Here is a 16,697-nt window from a genome sequence, read left to right as displayed (position 1 = left end):
CTCGCGTCTGGCCATCCGGCCCGGCGCTTGCTAAAACGCGGCCCCAACCAGCGAACGGGACGACATGCCATGCGCGCCGCGCGCGTCGAACGCCGGACCTCCGAGACCGAGATCGCCCTCGCGCTCACCCTCGACGGCGAGGGCAAGGCCGCGATCCAGACCGGTGTCGGCTTCCTCGACCACATGCTCGATCTCCTGGCGCGCCACGCGCTGATCGATCTCGAGGTCTCGGCGAAGGGCGACACGCATGTCGACGACCACCACACGACGGAGGACGTCGCCATCGCGCTCGGCCAGGCGTTTCGCGAGGCGCTGGGCGACAAGCGCGGCATCGCGCGCTACGCCACCGTGCATCTGCCCATGGACGAGGCGCTGACGCGGGTCTCCCTCGACGTCTCGGGTCGTGCCTTCCTCGTCTTCCGCACGACGTTCCCGAGCCAGAAGATCGGCACGTTCGACACCGAGCTCGTGCGCGAGTGGTTCCAGGCCTTCGCGTCGAACGCGGGCGTGACCCTGCACGTGGAGACGCTCTACGGCGACAACAGCCACCACATCGCCGAGAGCTGCTTCAAGGGGCTCGCGCGGGCGCTGCGCGCCGCCATCGCCGTCGACCCGCGGGAGGCGGACCGCATCCCCTCGACCAAGGGAGCGCTGTGAGCATGCGCACCTACACGGTCCATCTGCCGGGCGACGCCCGCGTCGGCGATCCCGCCGCATACGAGCGCGCCGTGCTCGTGCGCGACGGCTTCGTCTGGCCCGCCTTCTTCTTCTCGGTGCTCTGGATGCTCTGGCACCGGCTCTGGCTCGCGGCGATCGCGAGCGTCGTGGCGCTCGCGGCCTTCTCGTGGGCGCTCGGCGCGCTCGGCGTCGATCCCGGCGCCGCCGTCCTGGCGAACCTGCTGGTCTCGGTGCTGATCGGCCTCGAGGCCTCCTCGCTGCGGCGCTGGACCTATGCGCGCCGCGGCTGGCGGATCGTCGACGTGGTCTCGGCGCCGGGCTACGACGAGGCCGACGCGCTCGCCTGCGCACGCTGGATGGCGCTGGCCGCGCGTCCCGCTCCCGCTCCCGCCCTAGTGGCGCCGGGCAGGGACGAGACGCCGCGCGAGATCGTGCCCTTCGGCTTCGCCGGCGCGGAGGGCGCACGATGAGCGTCGCCATCGTCGATTACGGCTCGGGCAACCTGCACTCCGCCCACAAGGCCTTCGAGCGCGCCGCCCGCGAGGCCGGCATCGCCATCGCCGTCAACGTCACGAGCGATCCCGCCGATGTCCTCGACGCCGAGCGGGTCGTGCTTCCCGGCGTCGGCGCCTTCGCCGATTGCCGGCGCGGGCTCGACGCCGTGCCCGGCATGGTCGAGGCGCTGACGGAGACGGTGAAGGGCCGCGGACGGCCCTTCCTCGGCATCTGCGTGGGCATGCAGCTCCTCGCCTCGCGCGGGCTCGAGCACGAGACGAGCACGGGCCTCGGCTGGATTCCCGGCGACGTCGCCGCGATCCGCCCCGCCGACCCGGCGTTGAAGATCCCCCACATGGGCTGGAACGTGCTCGCGCCGCGGCGCGCCCACGCGCTCCTCGACGGGATCCCCACCGGCGAGGACGGGCTGCACGCCTATTTCGTCCATTCGTACGCGCTGACGCCACGAGACCCCGACGACGTCGTCGCGACGACCGACTACGGCGGTCCCGTCACCGCGATCGTCGGCCGCGACAACGTCGCCGGCGTCCAGTTCCATCCCGAGAAGAGCCAGGCGCTCGGGCTCGCCCTCATCGCCAACTTCCTGAGGTGGCACCCGTGATCCTCTTCCCCGCCATCGACCTCAAGGACGGTCGCTGCGTGCGCCTGATACAGGGCGACATGGAGCAGGCGACCGTCTTCAACGACGATCCCGCCGCGCAGGGCCGCGCGTTCCAGGACCAGGGCTTCTCCTGGTTGCACGTGGTGGATCTCGACGGCGCCTTCGCCGGCAAGCCGATGAACGCGGCCGCCGTCGACGGCATCCTCGCCGACGTCACGATCCCGGTGCAGCTCGGCGGCGGCATTCGCGACATGCGCACCGTCGAGGGCTGGCTCGCCAAGGGCGTCGCTCGCGTCGTCATCGGCACGGCGGCGGTCCGTGACCCGGCCTTCGTGCGCGAGGCGGCGCGGCTCCATCCGGGCCGCATCGCGGTGGGCATCGACGCCAAGGACGGCTACGTCGCCGTGGAGGGCTGGGCACAGACCTCGACCCTGACGGCCGAGGATCTCGGCCGGCGCTTCGAGGACGCGGGCGTCGCGGCGATCGTCTACACCGACATCGCCCGCGACGGCGTCCTCAAGGGGCTCAACATCGAGATGACGCTCGCGCTCGCCAACGCCGTCTCGATCCCGGTCATCGCGTCGGGCGGCCTCGCCTCCATCGACGACGTCGCCCGGCTGCTCGAGCCCGATTGCGCCGCCCTCGCCGGCGCGATCTCCGGCCGGGCGCTCTACGACGGGCGCATCGACCCGGCCGAGGCGCTGGCGATGATCGCCGCCGCCCGCGCCGAGCGCGCGTCGGCGTCCTGATCGTCGGCCGGCGTCCCGCGCATGATCGTCGCGTCCGCTTTCGCCGCCCTCCGTCAGGTCCTCTCCCCCGGCCTGCGCGGCATCCTGTGGAAGTCGATCGGCCTCACGATCCTGCTGCTCGCCGTGCTCTGGGCGGCGGCGACGCGGGGCGTGGACTGGCTGCTGGCGCAAGAGACCTACACCGACGCCTATCCGTGGATCGACACGCTGGGCGTCGTCCTCGCCGGCGCGGGGCTGCTGGTGGGCGCGCTCTACCTGATCCCGGCGGTCTCGGCGCTCGTCGCGTCCGTCTTCGCCGACGACGCCGCGGCGGTCGTCGAGCGCACGGACTTTCCCGGCGACGAGCCGGGGCGGGAGGTGGCGCTCCTGCCGTCCATCCTCTACGGCCTGCGCTTCTTCGCGCTGACGCTCGCGGTCAACCTCGTGGCGCTGGCGCTCCTGCTGGTGCCGGTCGTCAACATCGCCGCCTTCTTCGTGGCGAACGCCTACCTGCTCTCGCGCGAATATTTCGAGCTCGCCGCGAACCGCCACCTGCCGCGGGCGGAGGCGACGGCGATGAGGAAGCGCAACGCGGGCCGCGTCTTCCTCGCCGGCGCCATCGTCGCGGCCTTTCTCCTGATCCCGATCGTCAATTTGGCGACGCCGCTCTTCGGCGTCGCGCTGATGACGCATCTCTACAAGCGGATCGAGCGGGCGGAGGGCGCGCGCGGGCGCACGATCGCCGCGCGCTGAGACGTCACTCGTCCTCGCCGAAGCGGTTGGCGAGGAGCGCGTCGAGCGCGTCGATCACCTCGGCCGCCTGGGCTCCGGTGGCGGCGACGTGGATCGTCGTGCCCTTGGCGGCGGCCAGCGTCAGGAGCCCCATGATCGAGCGCCCGCCCACCGTCTCGCCGCAGCGGGTGACGGTCACCGCGGCGTCGAAGCGCTCCACGGTCTGCACGAACTTCGCGGAGGCGCGGGCGTGCAGGCCCTTGCGGTTGACGATGGGAAGGACACGCGCGATCGCCCCGTCCGGCACCGTTTCGGGCCCGTTGGGCTCGGGACAGTCGTCCGGGTCGACCTCCACGGGATCCACGGCTTTCATGTCATTTCCCCGCGAGAACGTGGGAGGCCACGTTGATGTACTTGCGCCCCGCCTCCTGCGCGTGGAGCACGGCCTCGGCCAGGGGCTCGAGGTCGCGCACGCTCGCGAGCTTGATGAGCATGGGCAGGTTGATGCCGGCGACGACCTCGACCATGCGGCCGTTCATGCACGACAAGGCGAGGTTCGACGGCGTGCCGCCGAACATGTCGGTGAGCACGACGACGCCCGCGCCGCTCTCGACGCGGCGCACGGCGTCGAGGATGTCGCCGCGGCGCGCCTCCATGTCGTCCTCCGGGCCGATCGTGATCGTCTCGATCTGCTCCTGGGGGCCGACCACGTGCTCGAGGGCTGCACGGAACTCCGTCGCCAGCTGGCCGTGGGTGACGAGCACCATTCCGATCATGTGGACCTGCATCCGTCGCTCGGCTGAGCGGAGCCGCTATCTTGTGCACTGCGAAGCCGAACGCAAGGGCAAACGCCACATCGCTCGGCGGTCACGTCACAGGCGTGACAGATAATCCTTCTAGACTGTCCATGGCAATCGTCGCGATTCGGCCGTCCGCTGCGGCGGGAAGGCGCGGAAGCCGCACGCCGAGGATCGTCGTCTCGAAGGCGGAGGGCTCCGGCAGGCGTTCGGGCGGCGTCTCGGACAGGTCGACGACGAGCCGCACGATCGCCGCCGGCAGGTGCGGGCGGGCGAGGAGGCCGATCCCGCGCGCTTCCACGAGACCGGCGATGGAAGGATGCGGACGCGCCACGAGGCGCCCGCCGGAGGCCTGGAGCCTGAGGCGATCGTCCCCCACGAGGCGCGCGAAGCGCCCACGCGCGCGGGCGACCTCGACGAGATCGAGCGCGAGCCGCGACTTGCCCGCCCCCGACGCCCCCCGGATCAGCACCCCCGCCTCGCCCACGACGACGCAGGTGGCGTGGATCGTGTCCTGGGTCGCCTCGTGGCGGGTCACGTCACCCGCGCTCCTTCGCGGCGGGCAGGGTCACCACGAAGCGGGCGCCGAGGCGGCGGGGCTCTCCGTCGGGGCCGAGCGCGCCGAGCCGGTTCTCCGCGCGGATCGTGCCACGATGGGCCTGCACGATCTGCCGGGAGATGGAGAGGCCGAGGCCGGAATTCTGGCCGAAGCCCTGCTCCGGCCGGTCGGTGTAGAAGCGCTCGAAGATGCGCTCCAGCGCGTGGTCGGGGATGCCCGGCCCCTCGTCCTCGACGACGAGGCGCACGATCTCGCCCTCGCGCTCCACCGCCGCGCGCACCCGCGCGCCGGGCGGGGAGAACGAGCGGGCATTGTCGAGAAGGTTTCGCACGACCTGACCGAGACGGCTGTCGTGGCCGATCACGACGAAGGTGCGCGCGTCCCGCTCCGCCGCCTCGCGCGCCGGCTGGCCGGTCGCGGGCTGGGCGGACGCGCTCTTGCCTTGCGCGGACGCGCCCTTGGCCAGCGCAGCCGCGCTCTTTCCTTGCGCCGCTGCGTTCTTGGCCTGCGCCGTCGGACCCTTGCCGGCGGGGCGGCGGATCTCGAGATCGATGGGTGCGTCGTCGGGCCGGCGCACGTCGTTGGCGATCGAGACCACCGCCTCCATCAGGCGGGACATGTCGACGGGCCGCGCCTCCGAGCGGGCGAGCTCGGCGTCGAGGCGCGAGGCGTCCGAGATGTCGGAGATCAGCCGATCGAGGCGGCGCACGTCGTGCTGGATGATGTCGAGGAGGCGCGCGCGGCTGTCGTCGGAGCGCGCCAGCGGCAGGGTCTCGACGGCGCTGCGCAGGGAGGTGAGCGGGTTCTTGAGCTCGTGGGCGACGTCGGCGGCGAAGCTCTCGATCGCCTCGATGCGGTCGTAGAGCGCCTCCGTCATCTCGCGCAGCGCCCCCGAGAGGTGGCCGATCTCGTCGGAGCGGCCGGTGAAGTCGGGGATCTCCTGGCGGGACTTGATGCCTCGGCGTACCCGCTCCGCCGCCTCCGCGAGGCGCGAGACGGGGCCGGCGATGGCGTTGGCGAGGATCAGCGAGAGCACGATCATCACGCCCGCGGCCACCATGAACACCTGCAGCAGCGCGAAGCGCTCGGAGGCGATGATGGCGTCGATGTCCCCGCCCTGCGTCGAGAGCAGGAGGACGCCGCGCACGGCGCGCTGGCGCTGGATCGGCACGGCGACCGAGACGATGGTCTCGCCGGCGGGGTTGAGGCGCACCACGCTCGAGCGCTCGCCGGCCAGCGCCTGGCGCACCTCGGGGAAGACGCGCCCGTCGGTGGGACCGATCGTCTCCAGCGAGGGCGCGCTCGACGGCACGAACACGTCGCGCAGCGCGTCGACGGCGCGCTCGAAGAAGCCCGGCGGCGCCGTCTCGATGGGCGGCAGGTCGAGACGCAGGATGTCGCCGCGCGAATAGAGCGCACGGGTGTCGAGCAGCAGGATCGATTCGCGGTCGTAGACCCGCGCGCGGGTCCGCGTCGGCGTCACGAGGCGCCGCAGCAGCGGGGCGACCTGCTCGGGATTGATGGAGAATTCGAGCGGGGAGAACAATTCGTCGGTCAGCACCGAGCTCTCGCCGGTCTGCATCTGCAGCAGGCGGTCGGGGTCGATGAGGATCGTGTCGGAATCGACCGTGGCCGAGGCGGCGATGGCGCCGGCGATGATCTCGCCCTGGGTGAGCAGGCTCTGCACCCGCGCCTCGATCAGCCCCTCGCGGAACTGGTTGAGGTAGAGAAAGCCGAAGAAGAGCGCGACGAGCCCCGCGAGGTTGAGCACCACGATGCGGCGCACCAGGCTCGACGAGGCGCGCCCCGCCATCGCCCGCCACAGGCCGCGAAGCCGCACGAGGAGGCCGAGCCGCACGCGTCGGCTGGTCCCGGCCTTGGCGAGCGCCACGACCGCGGCGGGCGAGGCGAGGCCGCGGGGCTGGCTCGGAACGGCGTCCGCGGACGACCCCGCCTCCGCGGCGCCGCCCTCCCGGCTCGCCTCGTTCGCGTCGGATCGTCCGTAGCCCTCCCGGCGTGCGTCCACGAAGGCTCCCTCAGGTTTCCTTGAAGCGATAGCCGACGCCGTAGAGCGTCTCGATCATCTCGAAGGACGTGTCGACCGCCTTGAACTTCTTGCGCAGCCGCTTGATGTGGCTGTCGATGGTACGGTCGTCGACATAGACCTGGTCGTCGTAGGCGGCGTCCATGAGCGCGTTGCGGCTCTTCACGACGCCGGGGCGCTGCGCGAGCGATTGCAGGATCAGGAATTCCGTGACCGTGAGCGTCACCGGCTCGCCCTTCCAGGTGCAGGTGTGGCGCTCGGGATCCATGACGAGCTGGCCGCGCTCCAGCGCCTTCGTGTCCGGCTCGCGGGGCGCGGTGACGTCCTTGGGGGCGAAGCGGCGCAACACGGCCTTCACGCGCTCCACCAGGAGGCGCTGCGAGAACGGCTTCCGGATGAAGTCGTCTGCGCCCATCTTCAGCCCGAACAGCTCGTCGATCTCCTCGTCCTTCGAGGTGAGGAAGATCACCGGCAGGTCGGATTTCTGCCGCAGGCGGCGCAGCAGCTCCATCCCGTCCATGCGCGGCATCTTGATGTCGAAGATCGCGAGGTCGGGGGGCGTCTGGCGCAGGCCGTCCAGCGCCGAGGCGCCGTCGGTGTAGGTCTGGATGCGGTAGCCCTCCGCCTCGAGCGCGATGGACACCGAGGTGAGGATGTTGCGATCGTCGTCGACGAGGGCGATGGTGGGCATCTAAGCTCCCGATGGTCTCTTGCGGCCGCTGCTCCGGACGGCCGATGATCCGGGTCCCGAGGCGGCGATACGCGGGAACGCGCGAGGCCGGCGCGGGATGCGCCGGACGAGCCGCCCACCGCCCAGGCCTCGGAATTCGGACGAATTCATGACGGTTTACCACGTCTTGCCGCATGTGGGCAAAGCGTGCCGCGAACGGAAGGGGACGAGTGCATGACGCAAGGGACGCGAGGCGGGCCCAATCCGGGCGAGAGCGGGATCTCGGAGGAGGCGAAGGCGATCCTCGAGCGGGTGGGGCCCGACCCCTCCTACGACGGCATCGCGGTCGCCAAGGACCTCCTGCGCCGCATCCGCGCCGGCGCGCTCGCCACGATCGACCGCGTGGCGGGCTTCCCCTCCGCGACCCTGGTGACGGTCGCCACCGACCAGGACGGCGCGCCGCTCTTCCTGATGTCGCGGCTGTCCGGCCACACGGCGAACCTCGCCGCCGACCCGCGTGCCTCCGTCCTGCTCGCCGAGCGCGGCAAGGGCGATCCGCTGGCCCATCCGCGGCTGACCGTCATCGGCCGCATCGCGCCCACCGACGCGCCGCGCGCCCGCGCCCGCTTCCTCGCGCGCCACCCCAAGGCCGACCTCTATGCCGGCTTCGGCGATTTCGCGGTCTTCCGCATGGAGGTGGAGGGCGCCCACCTCAACGGCGGCTTCGCCCGCGCCATGGCGGTCTCGCGCGCGGACCTCCTCACCCGCGTGGACGACGCGGAGAGCCTGCTCGCGCTGGAGGAGAGCGCCGTCGCCCACATGAACGAGGACCATCGCGACGCGCTCGCCCTCTACGCCACGCGCCTCGCCAAGGCGCCGCAGGCCGAGTGGCGCGCCACCGGGCTCGACCCCGACGGCATCGACCTCGCCGCCGGCGACCTCGCGGCGCGCGTCGCCTTCCCCGAGCGGGTGAGCGAGGGCGGGCGCCTCAGGCGCGTGCTGAAGGAGATGGCGGACCGCGCGCGGGGGACGGAGGGGTGAGCCCGACGCTGCGCATCCGCCCCGCGACGCCCGCCGATGCCGAGGCGGTCTCCGCCGTGCTCGCGGCGTCCTACGGGCGCCTGTTCGCGGGCTGGTACGCGCCCGACACCCTCGCCGCTGCGCTGCCGCTGATGACCCGCGCCAATCCCGCGCTCCTCGAAAGCGGCACCTATCATGTCGCGCAGGGCGAGGACGGCCGCATCGTCGCCTGCGGCGGCTGGACGCAGAGCGCCCCCGGCGGTGCCGAGAGCCCGCCCGGCACGGGCCACGTCCGCCACGTGGCGACGCATCCCGACGCGCTGCGAAGGGGCGCGGCCCGCCTCCTCGTCGAGACCGCCCTCGCCGAGGCGCGCGCCCGGGGCCTCGAGCGCATGGAATGCCTCTCGACGCTGCCTGCGGAGGCGTTCTACGCGCGCATGGGTTTCCGGGCTCTCGCGCACGTCACCGTGCCGATCGGGCCTCTCGGCTTCGCGTCGGTGCGGATGACGCGCGATCTCGCGGCCGGCTGACGCGGGTCGCCGCCACCACCGGCCCCCAGAGGCGCGCCACGCGACCCTGCCAGAGCGCCAGGGCCGGGGTGACCACGAGCTCCATGGCGAGCGCGGCCGTCATCGGTATGTCGGCGGGGCCGTCGATCACGATTCCGAGCAGACGAGCCAGGCCGCCCGCGACGACGATGCCGGCGAGGAGCCGCACGCGCCGGCCGTGCGCCTCGATCCGCGGGACCGCCGCCCAGAAGGCAAGGCCGATGCCGAGGAGGAGGCCGGAGAGGTAGCGCACGTGGCTCTCCACCGGCACGCTCGCGCTCGCGCTCGCGCCGATGCCTCCGCCGCCGCGGCCGATGAACTCCGTTCCCGTCACCACTCCGGCGAGCCCCGCCAGCACCGGCACGCAGCCGGCGACGAGGATCGCCCCTTGGAGCAGGCGCCGCTCCGTCGAAATTTCGATCACACGCGTCTCCGTCTCTTTCACGAGCGGGAGATACGTGGCTGAGGGGGGAAGCGTTTCAGGGCAGATCCCTTTGCTCATCGCACGAGTTCGATCACTTCCAGGCTGCCTTTGACGATCAGGAATGCGCCAACCAAGAAGAGGCCGGTAGCGCTGAACAGGCTGTGGCGGACAGACGAAAACAAGCGCGATCTTGCGATCGTCAGGCCCAGAATTGCATAGAGCATGATCGACAAAGCGTCCAAGACAATAAACACGATTCCATAAACGAAGGATTGAAGAGGGATATTGTAACTAGGGTCGATAAATCCCGGGAAAAGAGCAATAAAAAATATGACTGCCTTTGGATTGCTCAGGCATGTAACAAAACCTATGAAAAAAGCTTGCTGATCATCCGGGTTCGCGGCAGTATTGTTTTGATCTCGCGTATCTCTCCAGCTTTTAATACCCAGATATGCGACATAGATTCCACCGATGATTTGAACGAAGGGTAAAACAAACCCAGCGATACCGATGAGGATCTGCAAGCCGAGCGTAGCAATTATGATGTGTACCGTAGACCCTAGCGCATCGCCAGCGACCGTCAGCGCCGCCGCTCGTGGGCCGTGGCGGATAGCTTGACTGGCAGCAAGCGCGCATGACGGGCCGGGTGCACTCAGCAGCAGGGCCGTCGCCGCGAGAAAGCCGAAGAACAAGGTTTCGTTCAACCCACCCTCCCAACTGTCAATATCTTTGCACGAGGCTCCTCTTCAGCCACCTATCACGGCCATTGTATGCTGCATTAAAATGACTTCGAGAATGGACGACACGTTTATTGTCAATAATGATCAACTGGCCATGATTTAGCTTGATCGAAGTGCGTACTGCAACCAAGGCTCTCAGAAGATTATCAAATGCTCGATCTGCTCTACTTCCAGTACGCTTATATAAGTCCACATCATATCGCATGAGGCGCATAGCGACCAGATCGACGATTGATCGATCAATCACCGATGTATCAAGATTCTCCGTGACGTTTATATCTGTCCCGAAGCAAAATTGATCTTTACTCAGCTCAATCATATCCTCACAGCCAATAGTGTTAAATGCGTCAAAGGCATCAAAGAGATACGTCTCAGCTTCCGCGTTCGGGTCCTGACGCACGCAGAATAATAGTACGTAGTCTGGGGGGTCGTCGACGAACGCCAGTTCGGTATGCATTTCAAGCGTGACGCTTGAGCTTGCTGAGGACTGTTGGTCATGCTGTGAGGCAATAGGCATGATGTCGTGAAAGAGGCGCCCATTATTCTGGTGAGGAAGGCTTTGAACTTTCCCCAACATAGATCCAACAAGCCCAAGAATTGCTTCTCCAAAATAAGGTCCTGGGTAAAATGCGTCAGACGTATTGGGAGTAGGAGGCGCAAAATTGACGATGTCAGTTGAAATGATGGCATAACCTCTATTATTTAACTCTGCTCGCAAGCGTAATGATAAGGGGTATACGTCGCGTGGCCAGGATACGCTCTTGGCGAACAAATGTGCTAATTCACTATCGACGCACTGTGGATTTAGTGCGCTTCCGTAATTACCACGGTAGAGGAACTCACATAGGTTCAAGCATAACATATCAATCTCTCCATTGATTCCGTGTTATCGAATGGTAACACTTCGAGTAGGCGTCCTTAGCGTCGCTCGATACAAAAATTCTTTGCCAAACACCACCTTGGGGGCGTTTTCCAAGCCAATCTCCTCGTATAGAAAAGTGACATCATCCGGTGAAGGGTGCTCGATTGTAAAATCATCAAGAATAATGCTCTGGTCGTCCAAGCTCACCGCGGTCGGGACGGCATTCTGGACGTCGATGATGGAGGGTAGGACGCCGCCAAGCGGAAGCTTGCCTTCGTCCGGAACCGAGAAGTAGAAATGCCCGTCGAGCCACCGCTTCGTGCCGAGAAGGTGTCCATGGGTCGCCAGCACAGCATCGATTTGGTTGGTCCTCGCCACCCAGCCCCTCAGGCGCCTGCCCTGCGACCATGCAGCACGGACGTCCTCGATTTGATCTAATCCGAACCAGCGAGCCTGCGCAGGAGCGTTGGCTTGTGGGTCCGGCGCAATTACCTCGAGATAACAGTCTACGCCGAGCTTGATGCGGCGGTTATGTGTCGCCATGTCGACGTGCTTGGCGCCGTTCACGAGCTCGATTCCCACCATGTCTTCCAAGTACGAGATGCCTTCTTCCAATGAAGGTGCGACCATCGTCATATGATCAAATATTGGCATTTAAGCCTCCATTCGGCTGCTTAGGCTACATTCGCAATCTGAATCTGCTGGGCATCGAGCGACAATTAAGCCGCGGACAGGTACGTGCGTATATGTTGAGCGCCGGCTTGATCGCCGAATGCGTACCAAAGTACGTCAGGGCCGATGCCGTATCCAAGTTCGAGTTCATCATAGATGCGTCTTGCGCGATCCCGGTAGAATTCCTCAAGCGTACGGGTCGGCATCTCGCACGAATCAGAGCCAACTTCGTACCAAGTCGCAATGCTATGCTGCGCATATTCCTCGATAGATTCGTCCACGGTCCTTGTGACGATTGCGGAGCGCGTCGGCTTGACGATTGCCCCGAGGGGTCCTGGCTTTCCCTCGATCTCGTCTGCTACGTGCGTAGCTAGAAGCGGAGCGCCATGGTACCCGTCGCGGAATGTCCCTGTCATAAGATAGAGACCAGGAATCGGTAGCCAACCTACGAGTGGAAACCCGTCAAACGTGATCGGCCGATTCCCGCGAAGCCAGTGTTCGACTTGGTGGTGTGCGATATTTTCATCAAGTTGCTGCATAGAATATTTCGATAAGTATCGCAGGTCTTCAAGCCAAGAGACATTCATGACTTGGTGAACGACACGGTTTGTAGACCCGAGGTACTCTCGATTATTTCCCTGCGGTACGACATGGAGTCCGCAACCGAAGCCGCGGTTGGGTGTTCGCACGACGCTATCAAAAGCGCTACCTCTGGAGCGTCTGGCGAGCATGCCGAGACCGAGGCCGGGGAACGTCGGCATCAGATTTATGTCCGTCGAAGCCGTGCTGAGAAGGGCTTCGCTCTGAGCGCCTGCAGCCAGGACGACGGTGCTCGCCTCGATTGTCCAGCCGTCTTGAAGCTCCACCCCGGTAGCAGTGCCCTGCTGCGTGATGATCTTTCGCACGCTGTGATCGACAAGATGGATGCCCTCATATTTGAGCTTCTTTTCGAGTGCGGAGAGAACAGCCCGAGCATCGATAGCTCCCTCATCGTGAAGCCGAATGCAGCCGAAAGCGCGGCAGTCTGGCCGAGGATTGAAGCCCACGATGGTGTCAGGATCAGCCTCCGACCACGGCTGTTGGTATTCGTTCAACGCCGCGATTATCGCTTTGAAATTGTGCGAGTCGAGAACGTGGCCGATTGAGTTCAGCACGACGTACGTGTCGCTCGACACCTTCAGAGAGCTGCCGCTCGGCGCGAACTCCTGCAGGCGAGCGATCGTCTTGTCCCAGAGCTTGTGCGCTTCCACTCCGATTCCGAACCGCTGGCGGCCTGCATCGGTGCGTAGGGTGTCAGTAGTGACTTCGCCGAAGCACCCGAGCATTGCTCCGGCTGCCTGGCTTGCTCCTGCTTCGCGATCTGCCGGGCCTACGACGGCGATCTTGCGTGTTGGGGCACGCGATGCGAGCGCCTCCGCTGCGAACAGCCCAAGCGCTCCGTTTCCGATGATCAAGATATCCGCCTCGGTAATCCGACGGTCTGCATCAGCCTGCATGGCGGCTCTCCATTCCGAGGTTTCGGCGCTCACCGACGCGCGCCCTTCGTCGGTATCAAGTATGCGCGTCGGAGGCGAAGAAGCAATCAAAAAGTGCTACATTACTCAGGTAAGTTCTTTTCGTTGCGCAAGTTAGAGCCTTGCCGACATCCTTCGCATCTCTGTTCCTAGTTGCTTGAACAGCTGGTGCGAGAGTCGTTGCTCATGTCAGGCGAGACATCGACGACCACGGTTCATGGATGCCCCCGATGGACAATGCTCTCATTGGGCGCTCTCCCCATCCCAAAGTCGCGAGCCCGCGATGTTGCAGGGATGTGACGGAGCCTCTAAACCCTCGGGTGACGTGCGGAATGCGCGCGCCAAGTGCGTGTCCGCTCGCTCGACGGGGGCGTCGGGCTCCGCGGCGGGTGCCTTCGGGCGCGCGCCGCGGCCGAAGAAGCAATGGAGGCTCGTCCGGTGGAGAATCTCGGCGTCTACAACAGCGCTCAGGGCGCGGACACGATCGGCTTTTCCGATCTCGCGCGCGTGTACTGGAACTTCGAGGCGCCGGCGCTCTACGAGCGGTCCATCGCGCGCGGCGAGGCGCGGCTCGCGGCCGGCGGGTCCCTCGTCGCCGAGACGGGCGTGCATACCGGGCGCTCGCCCAAGGACAAGTTCCTGGTGCGCGACGCCACCACCGAGGACACCGTGTGGTGGGACGCCAACGGCGCCATCACGCCGGCCCAGTTCGACACGCTGCTCAAGGACATGCGGGCGCACGCCAAGGGCATGGAGCTCTACGCGCAGGACCTCTTCGGCGGCGCCGACCCGAACCACCGCGTGCGCACGCGGGTCTACACGGAATTCGCCTGGCACTCGCTCTTCATCCGCAACCTGCTGCGCCGCCCCGAGATCGACACGGTGCGCGCCTTCGTGCCCGAGCTGACCATCATCGACCTGCCGAGCTTCGAGGCGGACCCCGCCCGGCACGGCTGCCGCTCGAAGACGGTCATCGCCATGGACCTGACGCGCAAGATCGTGCTCATCGGCGGCACGTCCTACGCGGGCGAGATGAAGAAGTCGGTCTTCACCTACCTGAACTTCGTCCTGCCCGAGAAGGGCGTCATGCCGATGCACTGCTCGGCCAACATGTCCGACCCCAAGGACGTGGCGCTCTTCTTCGGCCTCTCCGGCACGGGCAAGACGACGCTCTCCAACGACCCGGCGCGTCCGCTCATCGGCGACGACGAGCACGGCTGGGCGCCCCAGGGCGTGTTCAACTTCGAGGGCGGCTGCTACGCCAAGACGATCCGCCTCTCGGCGGACGCCGAGCCCGAGATCTACGCCACCACGCGGCGCTTCGGCACCGTGCTGGAGAACGTGGTGCTGGACCCTCACACCCGCGAGCCGGATTTCGACGACGCCTCGAAGACCGAGAACACGCGCTGCGCCTACCCGCTCGACTTCATCCCCGGCGCGGTGGAGAGCGGGCGCGCGGGCCAGCCCAAGAACATCGTCATGCTCACCTGCGACGCATTCGGCGTGCTGCCGCCGATCGCCAAGCTGACGAGCGCGGAGGCGATGTACCACTTCCTCTCCGGCTACACGGCCAAGGTGGCGGGCACCGAGAAGGGCGTGACGGAGCCGCAGGCGACGTTCTCGACCTGCTTCGGCGCGCCCTTCATGCCGCGCCCGCCGTCGGTCTACGGCAACATGCTGCGCGAATTGATCGCGCGCCACCACGTCGATTGCTGGCTCGTGAACACCGGCTGGACCGGGGGCATGCACGGGGTGGGGCGGCGCATGCCGATCCGCGTGACGCGCCGCCTCCTCTCGGCGGCGCTCGACGGCTCGCTGGCCAAGGCCGACTTCCGGCAGGACCCCTATTTCGGCTTCGCCGTCCCGACCTCGGTGCCCGGCATCGAGCCGCACATCCTCTACCCGGTGAAGACCTGGCAGAACAAGGCGCAGTTCGCGCAGACGGCGAAGAAGCTCATCGGCATGTTCGAGGAGAACTTCAAGCGCTTCGAGGGCGACGTCGACGACGACGTGCGCGCGGCGGCGCCCTCCATGTCGATCGCGGCCTGACGCCGCTCTTCACGCGATGCGGGTGAGCCGTGTAAGGGTCGGCGCACGAACGCCGACCCGAACGAGCCGATGAGCCGAGATCAGCACGACACCACCCGCATCGACACCGAGAGCCGAGAGGACCACGACGGGCCTGCCAGCGCCTTCTTCGGGCGGCGCAAAGGCAAGCGCCTGCGCGCCGGCCAGGAGGCGCGGCTCGCCACGCTCCTGCCCGAGCGCCTGCTGCCGGACCCGCGGGCCGAGCGCGCCGCCTATGCCGACCCGCGCGCCTTCTTCCCGCATCGGTCGGAGCGGCTCGTCCTCGAGATCGGCTTCGGCGGCGGCGAGCACCTCGCGCACATGGCGCGCTCCGAGCCGGGCACGGGGTTCGTCGGCGTCGAGCCCTTCGTCAACGGCATGGCGAAGATGCTGGCCGCCATCGACGAGGAGGACCTCGCCAACGTGCGCCTGTTCGACCAGGACGCGGCGCTTCTCCTGCCCGCGCTGCCCGACGCGTCGCTGGACGCCGTCTACCTGCTCTATCCCGATCCGTGGCCCAAGCGCCGCACGCGAAAGCGCCGCTTCGTCTCCCCCGAAACGCTTCGCGAGATCGCCCGCGTGCTGAAGCCCGGCGGCGTCTTCCGCTTCGCGAGCGACATCGACGACTACGTCGGCTGGACGCTGGTTCGCGCGGCGGCCGAGCCGCGCCTCGCCTGGCTCGCGCAGCGGGCGGAGGATTGGCGAACCCCCTATCCCGGCTGGCCCGGCACGCGCTACGAGGCCAAGGCCGTCCGCGAGGGGAGGGTGCCGAGCTACCTCACCTTCGAGCGGGTCTCGGGCTGACGCGCGGGTCTCTGGTTGACCGGCGACGAGCCGTTTCAGGGGTGCCGGAACGCCGCATCCGGCGTTGACACGCGCGTCGTTTGCGACTAACTCCCTCGCTTCCCGCAGCGCGTCCGCGCGCGGGGAAGCCGGAAGCTGCAAAGAAGCCGGTCCCGTCGGTCCTCCTCGCGAGGGGGCGACCGCGCGGTGAGCCGGGCCGAACACGAGGATGAAAACGATGTTCGCAGTGATCAAGACCGGCGGCAAGCAGTATCGCGTTGCCGCTTCGGACGTGATTACGATCGAGAGGCTCGGCGCCGAGCCTGGTCAGACCGTCGAGCTCGACGTGCTGATGGTCGGCGAGGGCGACGACGTCCAGGTCGGTGCGCCGACCGTGGCGGGTGCGTCGGTGAAGGCCGAGGTGGTCGCGCTCACGCGCGGGCCGAAGGTCATCGCCTTCAAGAAGCGCCGCCGCCAGAACTCGAAGCGCAAGCGCGGCCACCGTCAGGACCTGATGTCGGTGCGCATCGTCGAGATCTCGGCCAACGGCAAGTCCGCCAAGGCGGATGCCGCGCCGAAGAAGAAGGCGACGAAGCCGAAGGTCGAGAAGACCGAGGGCGAGCAGGCCGAGGCCTGATTCGGGTTTTCGGGCGCGAGAGCGCTCGGGCGAGAAACGGAATTCCTCGCGGCTCGTGCGGCGCAAAAGGCGCCCCGGGTCGTGCGATCGAGAGATGAGACGGGA

20 protein-coding genes are annotated in these 16,697 nt (G+C 67.2%); 10 read left to right on the top strand and 10 right to left on the bottom strand.

What is annotated here, in order from left to right:
* Positions 1 to 69 precede the first annotated feature (69 nt).
* From hisB to IEX89_RS09245, 5 genes are read left to right on the top strand one after another with little or no spacing between them, the layout of a single operon-like run.
* Entirely contained in the window at positions 70 to 657 is a 588-nt protein-coding gene (gene hisB, locus IEX89_RS09265) for an imidazoleglycerol-phosphate dehydratase HisB (RefSeq protein ID WP_188912028.1), read from the top strand.
* A 2-nt stretch (positions 658 to 659) separates the two neighbouring features.
* Positions 660 to 1,148, top strand: a complete 489-nt coding sequence (locus IEX89_RS09260) for a DUF2628 domain-containing protein (RefSeq protein ID WP_188912026.1) — start codon at positions 660 to 662, stop codon at positions 1,146 to 1,148.
* On the top strand, positions 1,145 to 1,795 hold the full coding sequence (gene hisH / locus IEX89_RS09255) for an imidazole glycerol phosphate synthase subunit HisH (RefSeq protein ID WP_188912024.1): 651 nt from the start codon (positions 1,145 to 1,147) through the stop codon (positions 1,793 to 1,795). The genes IEX89_RS09260 and hisH overlap by 4 nt, the downstream gene beginning before the upstream one ends.
* The gene (gene hisA / locus IEX89_RS09250; protein WP_188912023.1) at positions 1,783 to 2,544 is read left to right on the top strand and encodes a 1-(5-phosphoribosyl)-5-[(5-phosphoribosylamino)methylideneamino]imidazole-4-carboxamide isomerase; all 762 of its coding nucleotides are present in this window, start codon (positions 1,783 to 1,785) and stop codon (positions 2,542 to 2,544) included. The genes hisH and hisA overlap by 13 nt, the downstream gene beginning before the upstream one ends.
* Positions 2,545 to 2,565: 21 nt before the next feature.
* Positions 2,566 to 3,276 (top strand): sulfate transporter family protein, encoded by a 711-nt coding sequence (locus tag IEX89_RS09245; RefSeq protein ID WP_188912020.1) that lies wholly within the window; start codon positions 2,566 to 2,568, stop codon positions 3,274 to 3,276.
* A gap of 4 nt (positions 3,277 to 3,280) precedes the next feature.
* Here the strand turns inward: IEX89_RS09245 and IEX89_RS09240 are convergent, their stop codons facing one another.
* The 5 genes from IEX89_RS09240 to IEX89_RS09220 all read right to left on the bottom strand — a co-directional run bounded on the left by IEX89_RS09240 (position 3,281) and on the right by IEX89_RS09220 (position 7,346).
* The gene (locus tag IEX89_RS09240; protein WP_188912018.1) at positions 3,281 to 3,628 is read right to left on the bottom strand and encodes an HPr family phosphocarrier protein; all 348 of its coding nucleotides are present in this window, start codon (positions 3,626 to 3,628) and stop codon (positions 3,281 to 3,283) included.
* A 1-nt stretch (position 3,629) separates the two neighbouring features.
* On the bottom strand, positions 3,630 to 4,031 hold the full coding sequence (locus tag IEX89_RS09235) for a PTS sugar transporter subunit IIA (protein WP_188912016.1): 402 nt from the start codon (positions 4,029 to 4,031) through the stop codon (positions 3,630 to 3,632).
* Between the two features lie 91 nt (positions 4,032 to 4,122).
* Positions 4,123 to 4,590, bottom strand: a complete 468-nt coding sequence (locus IEX89_RS09230) for an HPr kinase/phosphorylase (RefSeq protein WP_188912014.1) — start codon at positions 4,588 to 4,590, stop codon at positions 4,123 to 4,125.
* Position 4,591: 1 nt separating this feature from the next.
* A complete protein-coding gene (locus tag IEX89_RS09225) occupies positions 4,592 to 6,424 on the bottom strand; it encodes a sensor histidine kinase (RefSeq protein ID WP_188912727.1) in 1,833 nt (610 codons plus the stop codon).
* Between the two features lie 223 nt (positions 6,425 to 6,647).
* Positions 6,648 to 7,346, bottom strand: coding sequence for a response regulator transcription factor (locus tag IEX89_RS09220; protein ID WP_188912012.1), 699 nt, complete (start codon positions 7,344 to 7,346; stop codon positions 6,648 to 6,650).
* 213 nt (positions 7,347 to 7,559) lie between these two features.
* Here IEX89_RS09220 and IEX89_RS09215 point away from each other — a divergent pair, with 213 nt between their 5' ends.
* Positions 7,560 to 8,366, top strand: coding sequence for a HugZ family pyridoxamine 5'-phosphate oxidase (locus IEX89_RS09215; protein WP_188912010.1), 807 nt, complete (start codon positions 7,560 to 7,562; stop codon positions 8,364 to 8,366).
* Positions 8,363 to 8,875 (top strand): GNAT family N-acetyltransferase, encoded by a 513-nt coding sequence (locus IEX89_RS09210; RefSeq protein WP_188912008.1) that lies wholly within the window; start codon positions 8,363 to 8,365, stop codon positions 8,873 to 8,875. Before IEX89_RS09215 ends, IEX89_RS09210 begins: the two co-directional genes overlap by 4 nt.
* Here IEX89_RS09210 and IEX89_RS09205 read toward each other — a convergent pair.
* The 5 genes from IEX89_RS09205 to IEX89_RS09185 all read right to left on the bottom strand — a co-directional run bounded on the left by IEX89_RS09205 (position 8,808) and on the right by IEX89_RS09185 (position 13,087).
* On the bottom strand, positions 8,808 to 9,317 hold the full coding sequence (locus tag IEX89_RS09205) for a DUF4345 domain-containing protein (protein WP_308423825.1): 510 nt from the start codon (positions 9,315 to 9,317) through the stop codon (positions 8,808 to 8,810). The two genes, IEX89_RS09210 and IEX89_RS09205, sit on opposite strands and share 68 nt — an antisense overlap.
* A 74-nt stretch (positions 9,318 to 9,391) precedes the next feature.
* On the bottom strand, positions 9,392 to 10,021 hold the full coding sequence (locus IEX89_RS09200; protein WP_188912007.1) for a LysE family translocator: 630 nt from the start codon (positions 10,019 to 10,021) through the stop codon (positions 9,392 to 9,394).
* Between the two features lie 16 nt (positions 10,022 to 10,037).
* Positions 10,038 to 10,919: a TauD/TfdA family dioxygenase gene (locus IEX89_RS09195; protein ID WP_188912005.1), complete on the bottom strand. Its 882-nt coding sequence runs from the start codon at positions 10,917 to 10,919 to the stop codon at positions 10,038 to 10,040.
* A 24-nt stretch (positions 10,920 to 10,943) separates the two neighbouring features.
* Positions 10,944 to 11,555: a VOC family protein gene (locus tag IEX89_RS09190; RefSeq protein ID WP_210317608.1), complete on the bottom strand. Its 612-nt coding sequence runs from the start codon at positions 11,553 to 11,555 to the stop codon at positions 10,944 to 10,946.
* An 83-nt stretch (positions 11,556 to 11,638) separates the two neighbouring features.
* Complete coding sequence (locus IEX89_RS09185) at positions 11,639 to 13,087, bottom strand: NAD(P)/FAD-dependent oxidoreductase (protein ID WP_188912001.1); 1,449 nt, start codon at positions 13,085 to 13,087, stop codon at positions 11,639 to 11,641.
* A 456-nt stretch (positions 13,088 to 13,543) separates the two neighbouring features.
* On the opposite strand from IEX89_RS09185, the gene IEX89_RS09180 reads away from it, so the two are divergent.
* The 3 genes from IEX89_RS09180 (at position 13,544) to rplU (ending at position 16,592) form a co-directional block, all read left to right on the top strand.
* The gene (locus tag IEX89_RS09180; protein ID WP_188911999.1) at positions 13,544 to 15,154 is read left to right on the top strand and encodes a phosphoenolpyruvate carboxykinase; all 1,611 of its coding nucleotides are present in this window, start codon (positions 13,544 to 13,546) and stop codon (positions 15,152 to 15,154) included.
* Positions 15,155 to 15,223: 69 nt separating this feature from the next.
* A complete protein-coding gene (gene trmB / locus IEX89_RS09175) occupies positions 15,224 to 15,976 on the top strand; it encodes a tRNA (guanosine(46)-N7)-methyltransferase TrmB (protein WP_188911997.1) in 753 nt (250 codons plus the stop codon).
* A gap of 217 nt (positions 15,977 to 16,193) precedes the next feature.
* Positions 16,194 to 16,592 carry a 50S ribosomal protein L21 gene (rplU, locus tag IEX89_RS09170; RefSeq protein WP_188911995.1) on the top strand — a complete coding sequence of 133 codons (399 nt, stop codon included), beginning with the start codon at positions 16,194 to 16,196 and terminating at the stop codon, positions 16,590 to 16,592.
* The last annotated feature ends 105 nt before the right edge of the window (positions 16,593 to 16,697 follow it).

The sequence above is a fragment of the Salinarimonas ramus genome (assembly GCF_014645695.1).
Classification (GTDB): Bacteria; Pseudomonadota; Alphaproteobacteria; order Rhizobiales; family Beijerinckiaceae; genus Salinarimonas; species Salinarimonas ramus.
Note: the sequence above shows the minus strand (reverse complement) of the source record. Positions and strands in the feature narration are given on the sequence as shown.

Excerpts from the sequence above, each read along its gene's own strand:
- hisB (WP_188912028.1), top strand. The coding sequence starts at position 70 with ATGCGCGCCGCGCGCGTCGAACGCCGGACCTCCGAGACCGAGATCGCC.
- IEX89_RS09260 (WP_188912026.1), top strand. The coding sequence starts at position 660 with ATGCGCACCTACACGGTCCATCTGCCGGGCGACGCCCGCGTCGGCGAT.
- hisH (WP_188912024.1), top strand. The coding sequence starts at position 1,145 with ATGAGCGTCGCCATCGTCGATTACGGCTCGGGCAACCTGCACTCCGCC.
- IEX89_RS09245 (WP_188912020.1), top strand. The coding sequence starts at position 2,566 with ATGATCGTCGCGTCCGCTTTCGCCGCCCTCCGTCAGGTCCTCTCCCCC.
- IEX89_RS09240 (WP_188912018.1), bottom strand. The coding sequence starts at position 3,628 with ATGAAAGCCGTGGATCCCGTGGAGGTCGACCCGGACGACTGTCCCGAG.
- IEX89_RS09235 (WP_188912016.1), bottom strand. The coding sequence starts at position 4,031 with ATGATCGGAATGGTGCTCGTCACCCACGGCCAGCTGGCGACGGAGTTC.
- IEX89_RS09225 (WP_188912727.1), bottom strand. The coding sequence starts at position 6,424 with ATGGCGGGGCGCGCCTCGTCGAGCCTGGTGCGCCGCATCGTGGTGCTC.
- IEX89_RS09220 (WP_188912012.1), bottom strand. The coding sequence starts at position 7,346 with ATGCCCACCATCGCCCTCGTCGACGACGATCGCAACATCCTCACCTCG.
- IEX89_RS09215 (WP_188912010.1), top strand. The coding sequence starts at position 7,560 with ATGACGCAAGGGACGCGAGGCGGGCCCAATCCGGGCGAGAGCGGGATC.
- IEX89_RS09195 (WP_188912005.1), bottom strand. The coding sequence starts at position 10,919 with ATGTTATGCTTGAACCTATGTGAGTTCCTCTACCGTGGTAATTACGGA.
- IEX89_RS09190 (WP_210317608.1), bottom strand. The coding sequence starts at position 11,555 with ATGACGATGGTCGCACCTTCATTGGAAGAAGGCATCTCGTACTTGGAA.
- IEX89_RS09185 (WP_188912001.1), bottom strand. The coding sequence starts at position 13,087 with ATGCAGGCTGATGCAGACCGTCGGATTACCGAGGCGGATATCTTGATC.
- trmB (WP_188911997.1), top strand. The coding sequence starts at position 15,224 with ATGAGCCGAGATCAGCACGACACCACCCGCATCGACACCGAGAGCCGA.
- rplU (WP_188911995.1), top strand. The coding sequence starts at position 16,194 with ATGTTCGCAGTGATCAAGACCGGCGGCAAGCAGTATCGCGTTGCCGCT.